Annotated in this window: 9 protein-coding genes and 1 pseudogene; 4 read left to right on the forward strand and 6 right to left on the reverse strand. The window is 71.5% G+C overall.

From position 1 onward, the window contains the following. Positions 1-37 precede the first annotated feature (37 nt). Both ABD269_RS16515 and ABD269_RS16520 read right to left on the reverse strand, forming a co-directional pair. Positions 38-6,973, reverse strand: a pseudogene (locus ABD269_RS16515) (SDR family NAD(P)-dependent oxidoreductase); the annotation flags it as partial. A gap of 117 nt (positions 6,974-7,090) precedes the next feature. Further along, positions 7,091-8,203, reverse strand: coding sequence for an alpha/beta hydrolase (locus ABD269_RS16520; protein WP_344118542.1), 1,113 nt, complete (start codon positions 8,201-8,203; stop codon positions 7,091-7,093). A gap of 322 nt (positions 8,204-8,525) precedes the next feature. Between ABD269_RS16520 and ABD269_RS16525 the strand changes: the two genes are divergently transcribed. Next, complete coding sequence (locus tag ABD269_RS16525; protein ID WP_344118543.1) at positions 8,526-10,334, forward strand: hypothetical protein; 1,809 nt, start codon at positions 8,526-8,528, stop codon at positions 10,332-10,334. A gap of 74 nt (positions 10,335-10,408) precedes the next feature. Here ABD269_RS16525 and ABD269_RS16530 read toward each other — a convergent pair whose 3' ends face one another. Further along, positions 10,409-11,353, reverse strand: a complete 945-nt coding sequence (locus tag ABD269_RS16530) for a GlxA family transcriptional regulator (protein WP_344118544.1) — start codon at positions 11,351-11,353, stop codon at positions 10,409-10,411. Positions 11,354-11,565: 212 nt separating this feature from the next. Here ABD269_RS16530 and ABD269_RS16535 point away from each other — a divergent pair, with 212 nt between their 5' ends. From ABD269_RS16535 to ABD269_RS16545, 3 genes are all read left to right on the forward strand, one after another. Then, positions 11,566-12,234 carry a DJ-1/PfpI family protein gene (locus tag ABD269_RS16535; RefSeq protein WP_344118545.1) on the forward strand — a complete coding sequence of 223 codons (669 nt, stop codon included), beginning with the start codon at positions 11,566-11,568 and terminating at the stop codon, positions 12,232-12,234. A gap of 20 nt (positions 12,235-12,254) precedes the next feature. Beyond that, entirely contained in the window at positions 12,255-12,734 is a 480-nt protein-coding gene (locus ABD269_RS16540; RefSeq protein WP_344118546.1) for a DUF2269 family protein, read from the forward strand. 95 nt (positions 12,735-12,829) lie between these two features. Beyond that, positions 12,830-14,293 carry an MFS transporter gene (locus ABD269_RS16545; RefSeq protein WP_344118547.1) on the forward strand — a complete coding sequence of 488 codons (1,464 nt, stop codon included), beginning with the start codon at positions 12,830-12,832 and terminating at the stop codon, positions 14,291-14,293. A gap of 10 nt (positions 14,294-14,303) precedes the next feature. Here ABD269_RS16545 and ABD269_RS16550 read toward each other — a convergent pair whose 3' ends face one another. The 3 genes from ABD269_RS16550 to ABD269_RS16560 form a co-directional block, all read right to left on the reverse strand. Next, positions 14,304-15,167 carry a geranyl diphosphate 2-C-methyltransferase gene (locus ABD269_RS16550; RefSeq protein ID WP_344118548.1) on the reverse strand — a complete coding sequence of 288 codons (864 nt, stop codon included), beginning with the start codon at positions 15,165-15,167 and terminating at the stop codon, positions 14,304-14,306. Between the two features lie 72 nt (positions 15,168-15,239). Beyond that, a complete protein-coding gene (locus tag ABD269_RS16555) occupies positions 15,240-16,433 on the reverse strand; it encodes a family 2 encapsulin nanocompartment cargo protein terpene cyclase (protein WP_344118549.1) in 1,194 nt (397 codons plus the stop codon). A 34-nt stretch (positions 16,434-16,467) separates the two neighbouring features. Then, a complete protein-coding gene (locus tag ABD269_RS16560) occupies positions 16,468-17,895 on the reverse strand; it encodes a family 2B encapsulin nanocompartment shell protein (protein ID WP_344118550.1) in 1,428 nt (475 codons plus the stop codon). Between the last annotated feature and the right edge of the window lie 278 nt (positions 17,896-18,173).

An 18,173-nucleotide genomic window follows, 5' to 3' on the forward strand; every position in this document is an offset into this window, starting at 1 on the left:
AGCTGGGCCGGTCGAACACGATACCGGCGGGCAGCGGCAGGCCCATGAGCGTACTGAGACGGTTGCGCAGCAGCACCCCGGTCAGCGAGTCGAAGCCCAGCTCGGTGAAGGGTCGGTCGGGGGCCACGGTGGCCGCGTCCGGATGGCCGAGCACCGTGGCGACCTCCTCGCGGACCAGCTCCAGCAGGGCGGGTGCGCGGTCGGATGCGGGCAGCGACGCGATCCGTTCCCGTCGGCCCCCGGTCGCGTTCCCAGGGGCGTCATCCTTGGACCGGACCGCTGGGCGGGCCGTGCGCAACAGCCCTCGCAGTGGCGGTGGCACCGGCGTTCCGGCGGGAACGGTCGGCCGGGAGCGGTCCAGCAGCAGCGGGGCGAGCACCGGTTCGGCGCTGCCCAGCGCGGCGTCGAACATCGCCAGGCCCTGCGCGGGGGAGACCGCGCGCAGCACACCCCCTCCGGCCCGGTCGGTACGGTCGGTGCGCGCCGCCATCCCGTCCTCGTCGGCCCATGGCCCCCAGGCGAGGGAGAGCGCGGGCAGGCCGAGCGCGGCGCGGTGGTGCGCGAGCGCGTCCAGGAAGGCGTTCGCGGCAGCGTAGTTGGCCTGGCCGGGATTGCCGAGCAGCCCGGCCGCCGAGGAGAACAGCACGAAGTGTGACAGGGGCAGCTGCCGCGTCAGCTCGTGCAGATTCCAGGCCGCGTCCGCCTTTGCCCGCAGCACGTCGGCCGTCCGCTCGGGCGTCAGCGCCTCCAGTACACCGTCGTCCAGGATCCCGGCGGCGTGCACGACGGCGGTCAGTTCTTGCGCGTACTTATCGACAACGGTGGCCAGTTGGGTGCGGTCGGCGGTGTCACACGCGAGCACGTCCACGCGGGCACCGGACTGCTCCAACGAGGCCCGCAGCCGTTCAGCACCCGCTGCCCGCGGACCGCGACGGCTGACGAGGACGAGGTGCCGGACCCCGTGCCGGGCGACCAGATGCCGGGCCAGCAGCCCGCCGAGGGCGCCGGTGCCGCCGGTGAGCAGCACGGTGCCCGCGAAGCCGCCACCGGAAGAGGGCACCTCAGATTCCGTCAACCGGGGGATGTACACGACGCCATCGACGATGGAGAGCTGAGGCTCGTCCGTGGCGAGGGCGGCGGGCAGCAGGCGCAGCGACTCTGGCCGCCCGTCCGTGTCCACGACGGTGAGGCGGCCGGGATACTCCGACTGCGCGGAACGCACCAGGCCCCATACTGCCGCGGCGGGCAGATCCGGCACACGCGAGGAAGCGCCACGAGTTACTACGACCAAATGCCGTCCGGGAATCGACAGTTGGGACTGCAGTACGGTCAGGGCCCGTGTGGTCAAGGTGTGCGTGTCCCCGACCGGATCCGTGGATGCGGCGCACAGCGAGACGACCACCGTCTCAGCGGTGTCCCGTTTTCCGGAGGACAGGGCGGGGAGCGCGGGGCGCAGGGCCAGGTCGTCCGGGGCCGCCACGGTCAGGGCCGGTCCGTCGCCGCCGACCGGAATACCGGTCCACCGCAGGCGGTACAGCCCACCGACCCCGGTCGCGGTGTCGAGGGACTCCGGAATCGGCCGCGTGGTCAAGGACTCCAGCCGGGCCACCGGCCTGCCCGTATGGTCGGCGAGGTCCACGGTGACGGTGTCCGTGCCGGTGGGGCGTATGCGGACGCGCAGCGCCGTGGCGCCGGTGGCGTACAGGCTCAGGCCACTCCAGGCGAAGGGCAGCCGGACGGGCCCGGTGGGCGGGGCGATGAGCACTACGGCATGCAGCGCGGCGTCCAGCAGGGCAGGGTGGATGCCGTACCGCCGGGCATGGGTGTTCGCCGTATCGGGCAGCCGCACCTCGGTGAACAGCTCCTCGTCCCGTCCCTGCCAAGCGGCCGTGATGCCCTGGAATACGGGGCCGTACGCGTAACCGGCGGCGGCCAGGCGCTCGTAGGCGCCGGTGAGATCCACGGGCACGGCGTCCGGCGGCGGCCACGCGGGGGCTCCGGCCTCATGAACCGGATGTCCGGTGGCCGGTCCGAGCCGCCCGGTCGCGTGTTGCGTCCAGGAGCCGAGCGCCCCCGACTCCTGCGGGCGGGAGTGGACGTCGACCGTGCGGCGGCCGGAGGAATCCGGTTCGCCGAGGACAACCTGCACCTGAACCCGGTCGCCGGAATCCGGCAGGACCAGCGGGGTCAGCAGCGCCAAGTCCTCCAGCACGTCCAGCCCGCACTCGTCGCCCGCATGGATCACCATCTCGGCGAATACGGCGGCCGGTACGAGTACGCGTCCGGCGATGACGTGGTCGCGCAGCCATGGCTGGGCCGCGGCGGACAGGTGCCCGGTGCACAGCAGGCGTTCCGTGCCGGGCACGCTGGTCGTCTGCGTCAGCAGAGGGTGGCCGTGTCCTTCCGTAGTGGGGGCGGTGTCGTCCAGCCAGTAGCGCTGTCGCTGGAAGGGGTAGGTCGGCAGGTCCACCCGCCGGGCGCTGCTGCCCTCGTACACCTTGTGCCAGTCCACCGGCAGGCCGTGTACGTGCAGCCGGGCGAGCGCGGCCAGGACCGTCCCGGTCTCCGGTGCACCGGCCCGTGCGGTGGCTGTGAACAACAGCCCCTCGCCCTGATCGGCCAGGCTCGCCGTGGCGGCCGCGGTGAGCTGTGCGTCGGGCCCGAGTTCGGCGAGCGCGGTCACCCGCTCGTCCTGCGCGAGGCGGTGTACGGCGTCCGCGAAGCGCACGGTCTCGCGGGCGTGGCGCACCCAGTACGCGGCCGAGCACAGGTCGTCCCCGGTGGCCTGACGTCCGGTCAGCGTCGACATCACCGGGATGCGCGGCGCCTGGTACGTCAGCCGTGACGCGATGCGGCCGAATTCCGTGAGCATCGGTTGCATCAGCGGGGAGTGAAAAGCATGGCCCGTCCGCAGCCGTGTGGTGCGGCGTCCGCGCCCGGCGAAGCGTGCCGCGACGGCGAGCACTGCTTCCTCCTCCCCGGAGACGACGACCGACCGCGGACCGTTCACCGCCGCGATGGCGATGCGGTCGGCCAGGTCCGGCAGCTCCGCGAGCTGATGCGCTGTCTCCTCCTCGGACGCCTCCAGCGCCACCATGGCTCCGTTTCCGGGCAGTTGACGCATCAGCCGCCCCCGGGCCGCGACCAGTTCCACCGCGTCGGCTTCCGACAGGACGCCCGCGGCGTGGGCCGCCGCCAGCTCGCCTATGGAGTGCCCGGCCAAGGCGTCGGGCCGTACGCCCCAGAACGTCAGCAGCCGGAACAGCGCCACCTCGAAGACGAACAGGCCCGCCTGCGCGAAGTCCGTCCGGTTCAGCAAGGCGGCGTCCTGCGTCCCCTCGTCCGCCCACAGCACGGCCCGCAGCGGCCGGTCCAGACTGCGCCCGGCGTCGAACCGGTAGCACAGGGCGTCGAAGGCGGTGGCGAAGGCAGGGAAGGCGCCGTGCAGGTCCCGGCCCATGCCCGGCCGCTGCGCGCCCTGGCCGGCGAACAACAGGGCCAGCCGCGCGGTGGACGGTCGTGCCTCGGCGCTTCCGGTCTCCGCCAAGGCGTCCAGAGCGCTCAGCAGCGCTTCCCGGTCGCCACCGACGGGCACGGCTGCCCGGTGCGCGAGCGCGGCCCGGGTCGTGGCCAGGGAGAACGCGACGTCCAATGTGGAGAGTTGGGGTTGTTCCCGCAGAAGGGACGCCGTTCGCCGGGCCTGTGCGCGCAGGGCCTGCGGATCCGCGCCCGACAGCAGCAGCGGGGGCACCGCCTTCCACTGCGCGGGTGTGGGGGAGGGGGCGCCGGGATCGGCCTGTTCCAGGATGACGTGGGCGTTCGTCCCGCCGATGCCGAACGCGGACACCCCGGCCCTGCGCGGGCTTCCCGGCGCCGGAAGCCACTCCTCCGCCCGGGTCGGCAGCCGTACGGAGTCCGAAGACCAGTCCACGCGCGGCGAAGGCACCTCGCAGTGCAGGATGCCCGGCAGCCGCTCCTGGTGCATCGCCAGGACGGTCTTGATCACGCCGCCGACACCGGCCGCGGCCTGGGTGTGCCCGATGTTGGACTTCAGCGCGCCGAGCCACAGCGGCCGGTCGGCGGGCCTTTCGCGCCCGTACACGGCCAGCAGCGCCTGCGCCTCGACGGGGTCGCCGAGCGCGGTACCGGTGCCGTGCGTCTCGACGGCGTCGACGTCGGCCGGGGACAGCCCGGCGTCGGCCAGGGCCTCGCGGATCACCTGCTGCTGTGCCGGACCGCTGGGCGCGGTCAGGCCGTTGGAGGCGCCGTCGGAGCCCACGGCCGAGCCGCGCAGCAGGGCCAGCACCGGGTGGCCGTTGCGCCGGGCGTCGGAGAGCCGCTCCAGCAGGACCACCCCGGCGCCCTCGGCCCAGCCGGTGCCGTCGGACGAGGCCGAGAACGGCTTGCACCGGCCGTCCGGCGCCATGCCGCGCAACCTGCTGAACGCGACGAACGGCGCCGGCGTGGCCATCACGGTGACACCCCCGGCCACCGCCAGCGAGCACTCGCCGGAGCGCAGGGCGCGGGCGGCCCAGTGCATCGCCACCAGCGACGACGAACAGGCGGTGTCCACGGTCACGGCGGGCCCGCGCAGGCCCAGGGCGTACGCGACACGGCCCGACGCCACGCTGCTCGCCGAGCCCAGGGCGAGATGCGCCTCCAGTTCGTGCGGGCCGCGGTGCAGGAGGCGGCCGGCGTAGTCGTCGTGCATCACGCCGACGAACACACCGGTGTCGCTGCCGCGCAGGGCCGTCGGGTCGATGCCCGACCGCTCACAGACCTCCCAGGCGGTCTCCAGCAGCAGTCGCTGCTGTGGATCGGTGGCCAGCGCCTCCCGTGGGGACATTCCGAAGAAGGCCGCGTCGAAGTCGGCCGCCCGGTGCAGGAATCCACCGCGGCGGGTGACGGAGGTGCCGAGGTGGTCCGGGTCGGGGTCGAAGAGCTCCGCCAGGTCCCAGCCGCGGTCGGCGGGGAAGTCCGACGTGGCGTCCGTCCCGTCCGCGACCAGCTTCCACAGATCTTCGGGTGAGGCCACACCTCCCGGATAACGGCACGCCATGGCCACGATCGCCACCGGCTCCTCGGAGGCCGTACGTGCTTTGGTGCCACCCGCCTCCGGTGCGGGTTCCCCGAGCAGCGCGGTGTGCAGGAAACGCGCCACCGCCGCGGGCGTCGGGTGGTCGAACACCAAGGTCGCGGGCAGGTGCAGCCCGGTGTCCGCGCCGAGCCGGTCACGCAGCAGCACCCCCCCGAGGGAGGTGAACCCGAAGTCGGTGAAGGGCCGGTCCGGATCCAGCTCCCGCGCGGGCTCGTCGCCCGTGTGCGCCACCCGGTCGAGGACGAGGCGCAGCACGGCGTCGTACCGCCCGGACGGGGCCAGGGCCAGCAGGCTCTCCCGCAGGGCGGACGCGGCGGCTTCGCGGGCCGCACCCAACCGTTCGGCCAACTGCCGCGCCAGCGCCGGGCGGTCGGTCTTGCCGGACGGGGTACGGGGCACGGCGTCGGTCTCGTACACCTCGTCCGGCACCTTGAAGCCCGACAGCCGCTCCCGGCACACGGCGAGCACCCGATCGATGTCGACGCCGTGCGGGCCGGGGACCACGAAGGCGACCGGCACCTCGCCCAGCACGTCGTGCGGCCGGCCGACGACGGCCGCGTCCGCCACGCCGGGGCAGGTGAGCAGCACCTGCTCGACCTCGACCGGGTTGACGTTCTCGCCGCCGCGGATGATGAGTTCCTTGACGCGGCCGGTGACCCGCAGCCGGCCCTGCTGATCCCGGCGGCCGAGATCTCCCGTGCGGTACCAGCCGTCCCTGAACGCCCGCGCCGTCTCGTCCGGACGACGGTGGTAACCGATCATCAGATTCGGCCCACGAACCCAGATCTCGCCTTCCCCGGCGTCCTCGCCGCTCACCGGATCGGTCAGCCGCACCTCGACGCCGGGCACCGGCAGAGCGCCGCCGCCCTCCCGCCGCCCGTCGAGCAGGTCGACCGCGATCTTCCCGCAGGTCTCGGTGCTGCCGTAGCCGGAGAGCAGCGGGACACCCAGTAGCTCCTCGACATCCGCCCGCAGCGCCGGCGGGCACGGCGCGCCCGCCGTGACGCACACGCGCAGACCGGGCAGCGGCCGACGGCCCTCCCGTACCGCGTCCACCAGCAGGTGGTACGTGGCGGGCACCCCCGCCACCACCGTGAACGACTGCTCGGCGAGGGCCTGCGCGACGCTCGCCTTCCTGTCGAGGAGGTACGCGCCCGCGCCCACCGAGACCACACCCAGCAGGCACAACGAGTGCGCGTAGGCATGGAACATGGGCAGCGGCCACAGCAGCCGGTCCCGCGGCTCCAGCCCCCACAGCGGGACGTACGCCGCCGCCACCGACCACAGTGCGGCACGCTGACAGGACACCACGCCCTTGCTCCGCCCGGTGGTGCCCGAGGTGTAGTGGATCCAGGCCGGCTCGTCCAGACCGAGGTCGTCCCGGGGCGGTACGCCCGGATCCGTCCCGGCCAGCTCCTCGAACGCGACCGTGCCCGCGGGTGCCCCGTCCGGTACGGCGTCCGTGCCCACCGCCACGACCCGTAACCGCGGCTGTCCGGCTGCCAGTCGGCCGACCCGAGGCAGCTGTGCCGATTCGGTGACGAGCGCGACCGCGCCGCTGTCCTCAAGGAAGTACGCCAGTTCCGCGTCCGCCGCCCCTGGATCGAACGGAACCCCCACCGCCCCCGCGCGCAGCACGGCGAGGCAACTCTCCACCATTTCCACCCGGTTGCCCAGATGGATGCCCACGCGGTCGCCACGTCCCACACCGAGCCGTGCCAGATGCCCCGCCAACCGCCCGGTCCGTTCCTCCAGTTCCCGGTAGGTCACGCTGCGCCGGGCATCCTCGAACGCGGTCTTTCCCCCCAGCCGCACCGCGTGCTCCTTGAGCACATCCGGCAACGCACGGATCAACTCACCATGAACCCTCGCCATGCCCACCCCTTGGTCACGCGTCGAACGAGAGAGCGCCCTGCCCGGACACCGTACCCATCGATGCTCCGGGAGCCGGGCTTGCCACCGGGCGTGACCATCCTCCAGCCCGACAGCGGATCACAGATGGTCGGCGAACCAGTCGGCGATCAACTGCCGGGCGGGGTCGGGGTCGTCGGCGTTGCAGTGCTCGGAGCCGCCTTCCGCGACGGTGAAGACGCGGAGTTCCTTGTCGGTCGAGCCTGCGGCTTGGAACGCCTTGCGGGCGTCCTCCAGCGGGATGGCGCCGTCGTGTTCGCCGTGGACGATCAGCAACGGCTGGGTGAGGTGAGGCAGCGCGTCGCGGAGAGTCCACTGCTTGACCCGCTCCAGCGCCTGCTCCATGGTCTCGGTGCCCATCACCCAGGGCAGCTGCCAGAACGGCACCGAGGTGGTCGTCGACCGCGTGGCCCACCGTCGCTGCCAGACGGCGCCGTAGTCCCACACCCCGCCCCACGCGACGCAGGCCTTGATCCGGTGCTCGAACGAGGCCCCGCGGGGCGCGTAGTAGCCGCCGAGGCTGATGCCCAGCAGGCCGATCCGTGCGGGGTCGATGTCCGGGCGCGTCACGAGGTGGTCCACGATCGCGGAGGTGGGCACCTCGTAGTCCGGGCGGGAGGGGACACCACGGAGCCGCAGTGGCTCCCCGGTGCCGGGCGTGTCGATGACGAGGCAGGCGATGCCCCGGTCGGCGAACTCCTCGCGGATGATCCCGTAGAGGAGCTCCTTGGTGACGTCGAAGCCGTTGTAGAAGATCACGACCGGTGCGCGCCCGTGAGCGCGGGCGGGGATGAGATAGCCGGGCAGGATGCCGTCCGGTGAGTCGATCTCCACCCGCTCCAGGGAGCGGGGCATGTGCTCGACCGCCTTCGCGAAGGCGGTGAGCGCGCACTGGTAGCTGCGCGTCTTCGCCGGGCTCGGTGGCGTCTGCCGCTCACCGGTCAGGTAGTAGGTGGACGCCCGCAGGTAGCGCGCGCTCGCGCTGCGCCGGAATCCGCGACGTACGTCCTCCTCGGCGAGCTCCTCCTGCTGCGCAGCCGCACCGTCCCATGCCTTCGTCCACGACTCGGTATCGGGTTCGGCTTCGCGCAAGGGGGCGAGCCAGCGGTCGATCTGCCCCAGCTGCCCGTCGGCCATGATCGACAACATCACCGCCGACGACCACATGTAGTTGTTCGGAAAGTAGGTGAACACCAGGTCTCCTCCGTCCGTTCGAGCCTTGCCCGGTGAACGCTAACCGCGAATGCGAAGCTCCGACGGTTGGCTTCGTACGTGTCGAGGAGCAGCGTTCTGCGCACACGATCCCGAACCCTCGGGGGCCTGGACCGACCCGGGCGGACCCCGCACAGAGGTGGGTGAACGCTACTCCCCGAGGATGACCGGTATGGCCACGCGGCCGATGGTGCCCGGTACTGGAGAACGAAAACGTAGGGGATGCCAGGCACCGGCCCACTCGAAGAACGAGTCCCTTTCAGTTGCCCTCGCGTGACATCGGAACGACACATGCAGAGGAAAGATGAACATCCCCAGACACCGGAATTCCGTACGGCGTGTCACGACCACTGCCGTGATATCCACCATGGTGTTCGCCATCACCGGTACGGCGGTCGCCCAAGCCGCTCCACCCGTCAAGTCGGACAGCGGCGCGAGCACTTCGCAGGAACACGCGGACGAGTACACGCACATAGTCGTCGACAAGCGTCCCCGCGGCGAGGCCGACACCGCGGAGCTGCGGGAATCACTGAACAAGAACGGGTTGCAGACCGCGAAGAGCCGCTGGACCGCCGAGGGCAAGGACGTGGAATCCGAGCTGAGGAGCGCGGGCTCGGGTTATTCGAAGAACGGGCATCACGAACACGTCTTCATGTGGGACTCGACGAAGAAGGGCATCGAGGGCAGCAATGCCATCGAGAAGAACGGGGACGCCATCAGGGTCAAGATCCGGTGGGACGCCCTGAAGAAGGACGGGCGCATCTTCAGCGGCACGCTCAAGGGCGACCACGGCGGTGGCCCCCTCGGCGGGGAGTCGACCAACGGTGCCTGGGCCTACAAGGGGGACATCCCCAGGAAGTACCTGTTCATCGTCGGTGTCGACGACCCCGCGCATCCCGGCATGAGCCAATGGCTCGCGGGCAAGGGCTGGCCCGACGGCAACGGCGTCTGCTCGACCGGTGGCTCCTCGGGCCGGGCGAAGCGGTCCGTGAGCGTGTGCGAGAACGGCGAGTCGCCGGCCAAGCCCTCCGAGGAGGGAACGGCGGGCAAGCCGTCCGGAGAGGCACTGGAGAACCTGGAGGCCAAGCAGATCGAGCAGGCCTTCGGCGAGCTCGCGGGCAAATACGGGCTGAAGGTGGTCGCGCCCGACGGCAAGCAGCTGTCGCCCTCCGAGATCCATGCCCGGATCCGCGGCTACAGCAAGCTCTCACCCGAGGCGAAGTCCGCGCTGCGGGCGAACCTGAAGTCGGCCGGCAGCACGGCCAAGGGCGCACTGCTGGTCGCCGGCGGTGTGCTGTGGGCGAAGGGCGTGCACGACGCCTTCGCCAACGACACCACGAGCCTGGACAAGGCGGCCGCCATCACCGCGATCGTCCCCTTCGTGGGATGCGGTACCCAGGCCGGGGCCGCCGCCGACCACGGGCGATTCGACGCCGAAGACACCGCCGCCTGCTTCGGCGCCGACGCACTGCTGGTCACCCCGCTGTGGCCCGCCGGACTCACCCTCCACGGAGCCCGCTACTTCACCGACAAGTGGAAGGAGGCGCAGATCCCCTCGATCACGGTCTTCCAGCAGGCCCGTGACGAAGCATGGAAGAAGACCCTCGCGGACTTCCGCGCCGACGGCCTCCAGAAGCTGGTCAAGTCGGCCACCGAGATGGAGCGCCAGCAGCTCGAGGCCGAAAAGGCCGTGATCCTGCACAACGCCGCCGAGAAGATGGCCGAGATAGACAAGGGCGGCGCTTCCGCCGAAGCCAAGAAGCTCCTCAAGTGGAGCACCGAGCGCACGGCACGCGAACAGATCAAGAACCTCCCGCAGAAGCTGCGCAAGCAGTTCGACACGGCGATCCGGGACGCGCTCGTGGAACGGGCGAAGCAGTACAACGAGGAATTCATCAAGCAGGAAGTCAACATCGGCCGCTGGACCGAGGAATCGTGGCAGGCGGCACTGCACGGCCCCAGCCAGTCCCGAGAAGAACGCCAGCTCTACCTCGACAAGCTGATCCAGCGACTCCGTGACACCGACATGCTGCCCCCGGTACCGGACACGACCACCCTCAACGCGGACATCGAGCAAGCACGCAAATCCCTGACCAAGGCCGACAGCCGGTAACACCCGGCGGCCGACGTCACCACACCCGGAACAGCCGGGTGGACGTCGGCCGCCGAGTTCCCGGCGTACCCCGGTCACGCCCCCTGGAAGGTGCGCCGGTAGGCGTGAGGGCTGGTGCCGACAAGGCGTTTGAAGCGGTCGCGGAAGGCGGTGGGGGAGCCGAAGCCGACCTGGAGGGCGATGCGGTCGACGGGGTGGGTGGTGGTCTCCAGCAGGTACTGGGCCTGGCGGATTCTGGCCCGGTGCAGCCATTGGAGGGGTGAGGTGCCGGTCTGTTCGCGGAAGCGTCGGTTCAGAGTGCGGACGCTCATGCCGGCCTGCGAGGCGACGTCGTCGAGGGTGAGTTCCCTGCGGGCGTTGTCCTCCATCCACCGGAGGAGGGGTTCCAGCGTCGAGCCGCGAGGGGTGGGCGGGCGCTCGTGGACGATGAACTGCGCCTGGCCGCCCTCCCGTTCCAGTGGCATGACGGACAGACGGGCCGCGTCGGCGGCCACCGCCGAGCCCAGGTCGCGCCGGACCATGTGCAGGCACAGGTCCAGCCCGGCGGCGGCTCCGGCCGAGGTGAGCACCTGCCCGTTGTCCACGTAGAGCACGTCCGGGTCGACCTGGACGGCGGGGTGGAGGGCGGCGAGCTGTGCGGCGGCGGCCCAGTGGGTGGTGGCGCGGTGGCCGTCGAGGAGTCCGGTGGCGGCCAGGACGAAGGCGCCCGTGCAGATGGAGGCGAGTCTGGTGCCCCGGGCGGCGGCCTGCCGCAGAGCGTCGACGACTTCGTCCGGTACGGCGGCGGCGAGGTCGGTGATGCCGGGGACGACGATCGTGTCGGCCTCGGCCAGGGTGTCCAGTGGCCAGGGCGCGCGCAGGGTGAATGCCCCGGCGTCGATGTCCTCGGTGGGCGCGCACACGCGGACGCGGTAGGCGGGGCGGCCGTCGGGGAGCCGGGTTCGCCGGAACACCTCGATGGGCGTGGACAGGTCGAAGGGGATGACTCCGTCGAGGGCGAGGACAGCCACGGTGTGCATGGCTCAACCATAGGCGGGCGCCAGGTTCCGGCCGACCGCAACCGGAGGCCTTCTGCCCTTTCCGCGCTGGTGGAGGGCCTGCCAAAACGTGTTGGCCATAATCCGTTGGGATCTGGCATTTCAGCCACTACTGGGTCGTTCGGCCAGTGATTAGCGTCGGTGTCGGCGCCCCACAAAGGGGCACCTGCTCCGACAGAAAGGGACCCGTCCCGATGCTGTGCCAGATCGTGCTGTTCGACGGCTTCGACCCGCTGGATGTCATCGCCCCCTACGAGGTGCTGTTCGCCGGCGGGATCGCCGCGCCGGGCGCGCTGAAGGTCGAGCTGGTCTCGGCCGAGGGCCCGCGCGAGGTGCCCAGCGGCGCCGGGCTGCTCTCGTTGCGAGCCGTGGCCGCACTCGACCCGCAGCGCGCGGACCTGGTCCTCGTACCGGGGGCGGTGGGTCCCTTCGGCGACACCTCAGGCCCCGGTGCCACGGGCAACGAGGACTCCATCCCCGCCCTGCTCGGCCGCGCGCTGCGGACCGGACTGCCGGCCCTGCTCAAGGAGGCCCTCGACCGTCCGGGCCTGATCATGACCACGGTCTGCGGCGGCTCCATGCTCCTCGCCATGGCCGGGCTGATCGACGGCAGGCACGCGACCACCAACCACCTGGGTCTCGACATGCTGGACGCCACGGACGTGATCGCGGTCGACGCGCGCGTCGTCGACGACGGTGATCTGGTGACGGCTGCGGGCGTCACGTCCGGCCTTGACCTCGGCCTGTACCTGCTGGAGCGCGAACTGGGGCCGCGCATCGCCCACGCCGTCGAGAAGCTCTTCGCCCACGAGCGCCAGGGCACCGTCTGGCGTGCCACCGGCCCGGTTCCCGCCGGTTTCTAGCAGGAGCTTCCGCAACGCTCATGACGAAATTCCTTCTCGCCGTCCACGTTCTGGCGGCCATCATCACCATCGGTCCCGTGACCGTGGCCGCGAGCATGTTCCCGCCCTCCGCCCGCCGCGCCCTGGCCGCACCCGACGACGCGGCAGCCCTGGCCACGGTGCGGACCCTGCACAGAATCTGCCGGGTCTACGCCGTGATCGCGGTCGCGGTACCGGTCTTCGGCCTGGCAACCGCCAACAGTCTGCACGTGCTGGCCAGCCCCTGGCTCGTGACCTCGATCGCGCTGACCGTGGCCGCCGCTGCCGTGCTCGCCGCCCTCGTGCTGCCGCGGCAGAGCTCCGCCCTCGCCGCCCTCGACGGCACGGGCGGAGCGCGGAGGGCCACGGACGTCGGCCGGACGGCCCGGCAACTGGGCATGTACACAGGCGTGTTCAATCTGCTGTGGGCCGCCGTGACCGTCCTGATGATCGTCCGCCCCGGATCCACCACAGGCGTCTGAAGGCGCGCCCGAAGGCTTGGGCTGTTCGGGGGATGAGCGGTGTACGGCGCGCGCCGCCGCGTGGTGTGGCGGGCGCGGTGTGCACGGTGGTGCGTATGAAGGAACAGGCCGGTGGGCTGGGGGAGAGGCTGCTGCGCGAGCGCGATCGGCCGCGCTGGGTGCGCGAGTCGGCGTATTCATGGCAGCTGGTGGTACTGACCGTCTGCGTCGGCGCCTTCATGGGCCAGCTCGACTCGAGCATCGTCACCATCACCTATCCCAGCCTGGAGCGGGAGTTCGGTGCTCCGCTCGCCACCGTGCAGTGGGTCTCGCTGGCCTATCTCCTGGTGACGACCGCCTTGATGGTCACCGTCGGCCATATGTCCGACCTGCTCGGCCGCAAGCTGGTCTACCTCTACGGCTTCGGTCTCTTCACCCTCTCGTCCGCGGCCTGCTCCCTCGCGCCGGACCTGGCCGCGCTGGTGTGCTTCCGCGTCGTCCAGGCGCTGGGCGCGGCGATGATCTCCGCCAACAGCGTCGCCCTGGTCACCGTCGCCGCCCCGCCCGGGAAGCTGCGCAGCGCGCTCGGCATCCAGGCGGCCGGCCAGGCACTCGGCCTGGCCGTCGGGCCGACGCTCGGCGGTGTCCTGGTGGCCACGGTGGGCTGGCGCTGGGTGTTCTGGATCAACGTGCCGGTCGGCATCGCCGCCGTGGTCATGGGCCGCCTCCTGCTGCCGCCCACGGGGCAGCGGGCCACCGACATCCGTATGGACCTGCCCGGCATGGCCTGGCTGGGATCGGGGGTGGCGGCGCTGCTGGGCGGGGTGTCGGTGTTCTCCGGCCTGCCGGTGCCCGGCTGGGTGGGCGCCGTGCTGGTCGTCGCCTCCTCGGTGCTGTGGTGGGGATTCGTACGGCGTGAGCGCCGCGCCCCCGCACCGCTGGTGTCCGTCGCTCTGATGCGCGAACGGCGGATCTCCTGGGGGCTGCTCGGGGCACTCGCCGGATACCTGGTGCTGTTCGGGCCGCTGGTGCTGGTACCACTGGCGCTCGTCAGGCACACCGGTGCGGACGAGATGAGGGTGGGTCTGCTGCTCAGCCCGCTGGCGGTCGGGTTCGCGCTCGCCGCCAACACGCAGGAGGCGGTGCTGCCGTCGTCGTGGTCCGGCCGCCGCCGCTCCCTGGCGGGGTCCCTGCTGGTGCTGGGCGCTCTGGCGGGGCTGGCCTTCGCCGCACCGGGGGATCTGTGGCTCGTCGTCTGGCTCGGCGTCCTCGGCCTCGGGCTCGGCCTCTTCACCCCGTCCAACAACGAGATGGTCATGGGGGCGGTCCCCAAGGAGCAGGCCGGTACCGGAGGAGGGATGATCAACATGACGAGATCGCTCGGCACCTCCCTGGGCGTCGCCCTGGTCACCATGGCCTATCACATCGGCGGCGGCCACACCTGGGACTCGGTGCTGCCACCACTGCCCGTCCTCGTACTGGCCGTCGGCGCCGTGCTGATGGCAATGAGCGCCGCGGCGGGCGGGCGCCCCGGCCCCTCCTCGGACCCGGGGCGCCCGGGAGCCCACGCCCCGGCCTGACCGCGGTGGTTCAGATGCGGTCGGCGGCGATGAGGAGGTAGTGGAAGCTGCCTTCGCGGTACGCGGTCAGGAACGGGTCCTCGACGCCGGTGGCGAGGGAGGACTGGGCGCGCAGCTCCCAGTACGGGATCGTGGCGGCCGTGAGGTCGACGACGTTGATGGGGACGAGACCGTTGGCGGCCATGGCCTTGAAGTAGGCGCTGCGGGGGTGGATGTTGCAGGTGTAGTGCTCGTCGATGCGGCTGACCGCCTTGGAGCGCAGGCCCGTGACGTCGTTGGAGCAGCCGGTGATGGTGACGTAGCGGCCGCCGTACGCCAGTTGGCGGGCGTGCTCGGCGAAGAGCTCGTGCAGGTCGACGTACATGGTGGACTCGTTGTTCCAGACGCCCTGGAAGGCGCCGGTGGGGAAGCCGGTGTCCAGCATGTTGCGGAAGTGGTAGCGGACCTTGTCGTCCACGCCGCGCTTGTGGGCCTGGCCGTTGGCGAAGTCGACCTGGGACCGGGAGATGGAGATGCCGTCGACCTGGCAGCCGAAGCGTGCGTTGGCCATGATGCTGGTGCCGCCGCGGCCGCAGCCGGCGTCCAGCAGGCGCTGGTCGGCGGAGATGGGGCCGAGGTGGTCGAGGAGGACGTCGGCCTGTGCCGACTCCAGGCGGTGCAGCTCCTCGATGATGCGCGCGTCCCGGGTCTCCTCCGGGCCTTCCAGTACGGACGGGTCGTAGTCGCCGAGACCGTAGTGGTGGTGGTAGAGGCCGTCGACGTCGCCCAGGCGCAGGTTGACGGGGTCCTTCTCGTTGTTCCAGTACTCCGCCACGGACTTCTGGTAGGCGGTGCGCAGGACGCCGGCGGGGGCGGGGGCGGGCGTGGTCGTCATGGGTTGCTCCTTACGGCATGCGTGAGTACGCGTGTGGGGATGTGTGTGGTGACAAGAGAGAAGGGCGCGGGGTTACGCGCTCTGGTAGCGGGGGCTGCCGCTGTGCCATTCGCGGTTGCCGCCGAGCCAGGCCCACACTCCCGCGAGGAACCTGCGCAGCTGGGGCGATCCGGTGAGGGCGAGGGCCGCGGCCTCCGCCTCGAAGGTGCGTACCAGCTCGTCGTGGATCTCTGCGCTCCGCTCGATCGCCTCGCGCGGAGAGCAGCGCTCCTCCTCGGCGAGCACGGTGGGCAGGTTGAACTCCACGCCCGAGGAGTCGTGTTCCTTCGTCATCGAGTAGAGGTCGTTGACGAGCGTGGCGGCCGTGGCGGCCATCGTCGCGGCGCGGCGCACGCGCGGGTCGGCGTACTCGGTGGCGGGCAGCACGTAGCCGCCCACCACGTCGGTGAGCGCGATGCAGGGGAGGAAGCTGTTGATCTGACGGTGGGCCAGGTATTCGGGGACGCCGGGCATGTGGCCCCGGGACCGCCAGGAGCCCTCCTGGCCGTAGCCGACGAAGAGGACGGCGACCTCGTGCCGCAGCCGGGCCACCTGGGACGGCTCCGCGTACCGGTCCAGGTGTGCGAGGCCCGCGCGCAGGGCGACGCGTACGGGATCGTCGCGCATGTCCCTCTCCCACGCGGGCACGTACCGGGCGGGGAGGTGGGCGGGGTCGATGGCCGCGTAGGCGGGCCCGAGGTGGGAGCCGAGGAGTTCGGTCCTGGAGCCCATGGTCTCGTCGTCGCAGTAGTAGTCGTCCGTGGCCCATTCCGCCAGCGCGCACTTCCCCGCCGCCAGCAGCCGGTCCGGGTCGTCGGTGTCGGGGTGGGCCAGCATCATCAGCCGCCCGAAGTCGGCCGCGCGGACGCGGTCGAGCCGTCCGGCGTAGATGCCGACCTCGTCGGCCCACTCGACCAGCCGGTCGTTGACCTCCCGGCCGAGTGCCGGGTCGTCGCGGAGCGCGGGCGGGCAGTAGAGCTCGGGGACGGCGGTGCCGCGCCCGCCCGCCGTGCCGCCGGCCGGTTTCCGGGCCGCGACACGGGCGGCCGAGGTGCCCAGCCCCGTCGGCCCGGTGGGCACAGCGGTGCCCGTCGGGCGCGGGGCGGTGCCGGGCAGCGCTTTGGGTGCGGAACGGCGGATGCCCTGGTGGTGGGTGAGCAGCGCGGCCGCGAGCCGCGCCGCGTCGTGGCGGGCCGTGGGCGCGGTGATCCGGGACAGCAGTGACACAGGTTCTTCTCTCCGTTCCGAGGGGGTGTGCCCGTCAGGACGGGGTGTGGAAGACCTCGACGTTCTCGAGGACGCCGAGCGCGTCGGGGACGAGAACGGCCGCCGAGTAGTAGGTGCTCACCAGATAGGAGATGAGGGCCTGGTCGTTGATGCCCATGAACCGGACGTTCAGGCCCGGCTCGTACTCGTCGGGGATCCCGGTCTGCCGCAGGCCGACCACCCCTTGCCCGGCCTCGCCCAGGCGCATGGCGAGGATGGAGGAGGTGCCCTCCTCCGAGACGGGGATCTTGCCGCAGGGGAGGATCGGCACGCCCCGCCAGGCGGGGACCGGGTGGCCGTCCACGTCGGCGCTGTCGAAGGACAGACCCCGCTTGTTGCACTCGCGGGCGAGGGCGGAAATGGCCCGGGGGTGGGCGAAGAAGGCCTTGGTCCCCCGCCGCATGCTCAGCAGCTCGTCCATGTCGTCGGGGGTGGGCGGGCCGGAGTGGGTGGAGATGCGCTGGCTGTAGTCGGCGTTGTGCAGCAGGCCGAACTCGGGGTTGTTGACCAGCTCGGACTCCTGGCGCTCGCGCAGCGCCTCGATGGTCAGCCGCAGCTGCTGCTCGACCTGGTCCATCGGGTCGTTGTAGAGGTCGGCGACGCGGCTGTGCACCCGGAGGACCGTCTGGGCCACGCTCAGTTCGTACTCGCGGGGGGCGAGTTCGTAGTCGACGAAGGTGCCCGGGATCACCGGCTCGCCGGTGTGGCCGGAGGCGAGGGCGATGTTCGCCTCGCCCTTCTTGTTCTGCGGCCGCGCCTTCTCGGCCTGGCGCTGCCGGACGTGGGCCCGCAGCCGCTCGTTGCGGCCCGCCACCTCTTCGTACGCGGCACGGGGCAGGGCCAGTACGGTGCACGCCGTCATCGCGCGCGCCGTGAACTCCCACGTGCCCGGCTCCTCGGCCAGCGCCTGCGCGCCGAAGAACGCGCCGTCGGCCAGGACGCCGCGCCGGATCTCCTCGCCGTACTTCCCGGGGCCGGCCTTCTCCACCTTGCCGTGCGCGATCAGGTAGACGTGGTCGACGGCCCGGCCCCGCTCGGCGATCACCTGGCCGGGCTCGTACTCCTGCTGCCGGCACCGCTCGGCCAGTGCACGCAGCGCCCCGTCGTCGTGGAACCCGCGCAGCAGCGGCAGTTCCCCCAGCTCGGCGGGGACGACGTGGACCGCGGCCCCTTCCTGGACGAAGGTGACCCGGCCGTCGCCGACCTCGTACGCCAGGCGCCGGTTGACCCGGTACGCGCCACCCTTCACTTCCACCCAGGGCAGCATGCGCAGCAGCCACCGCGAGCTGATGCCCTGCATCTGCGGGACGCTCTTGGTGGTGGTCGCCAGGTTCCGCGCAGCGGCGATCCCCAGACTGAGCTGTGCCAGTCCGGTCTGCTGTTCGGACTGCTCCGGCTGCTGCCGGTGCGCTGCGGTCGACATCCCGGTACCTTCCATCTGGGCGGATGCGTCAAGAAGGAGCCCCTGGAGTCACTTGATCGGGCGACTGGGAGCTCCCGCCGCGCCAGTGAAGCAGCGCTTAATGATGTTGGTCGAAACGGCCGAAGAAGCACCGATGCATTTCAGCCACTGAGTGGATGCGGGCTCGCGTGGCCCACCCCGGGTTCCCGGGGTGGGCAGTGGAGATCAGGGGTGGCGATCATGTCCGCTATGCAGCGATGACCCCTGTTTCGATCAAATCAGGCCAGGGGCAATCACGG

The sequence above is a fragment of the Streptomyces blastmyceticus genome (assembly GCF_039521185.1).
GTDB lineage: Bacteria > Actinomycetota > Actinomycetes > Streptomycetales > Streptomycetaceae > Streptomyces > Streptomyces blastmyceticus.

What these genes read in the sequence shown, in the direction of transcription:
- ABD269_RS16525 (WP_344118543.1), top strand. Translation starts at nt 8,526, where the DNA reads ATGAACATCCCCAGACACCGGAATTCCGTACGGCGTGTCACGACCACT.
- ABD269_RS16530 (WP_344118544.1), bottom strand. Translation starts at nt 11,353, where the DNA reads ATGCACACCGTGGCTGTCCTCGCCCTCGACGGAGTCATCCCCTTCGAC.
- ABD269_RS16535 (WP_344118545.1), top strand. Translation starts at nt 11,566, where the DNA reads ATGCTGTGCCAGATCGTGCTGTTCGACGGCTTCGACCCGCTGGATGTC.
- ABD269_RS16540 (WP_344118546.1), top strand. Translation starts at nt 12,255, where the DNA reads ATGACGAAATTCCTTCTCGCCGTCCACGTTCTGGCGGCCATCATCACC.
- ABD269_RS16545 (WP_344118547.1), top strand. Translation starts at nt 12,830, where the DNA reads ATGAAGGAACAGGCCGGTGGGCTGGGGGAGAGGCTGCTGCGCGAGCGC.
- ABD269_RS16550 (WP_344118548.1), bottom strand. Translation starts at nt 15,167, where the DNA reads ATGACGACCACGCCCGCCCCCGCCCCCGCCGGCGTCCTGCGCACCGCC.
- ABD269_RS16560 (WP_344118550.1), bottom strand. Translation starts at nt 17,895, where the DNA reads ATGTCGACCGCAGCGCACCGGCAGCAGCCGGAGCAGTCCGAACAGCAG.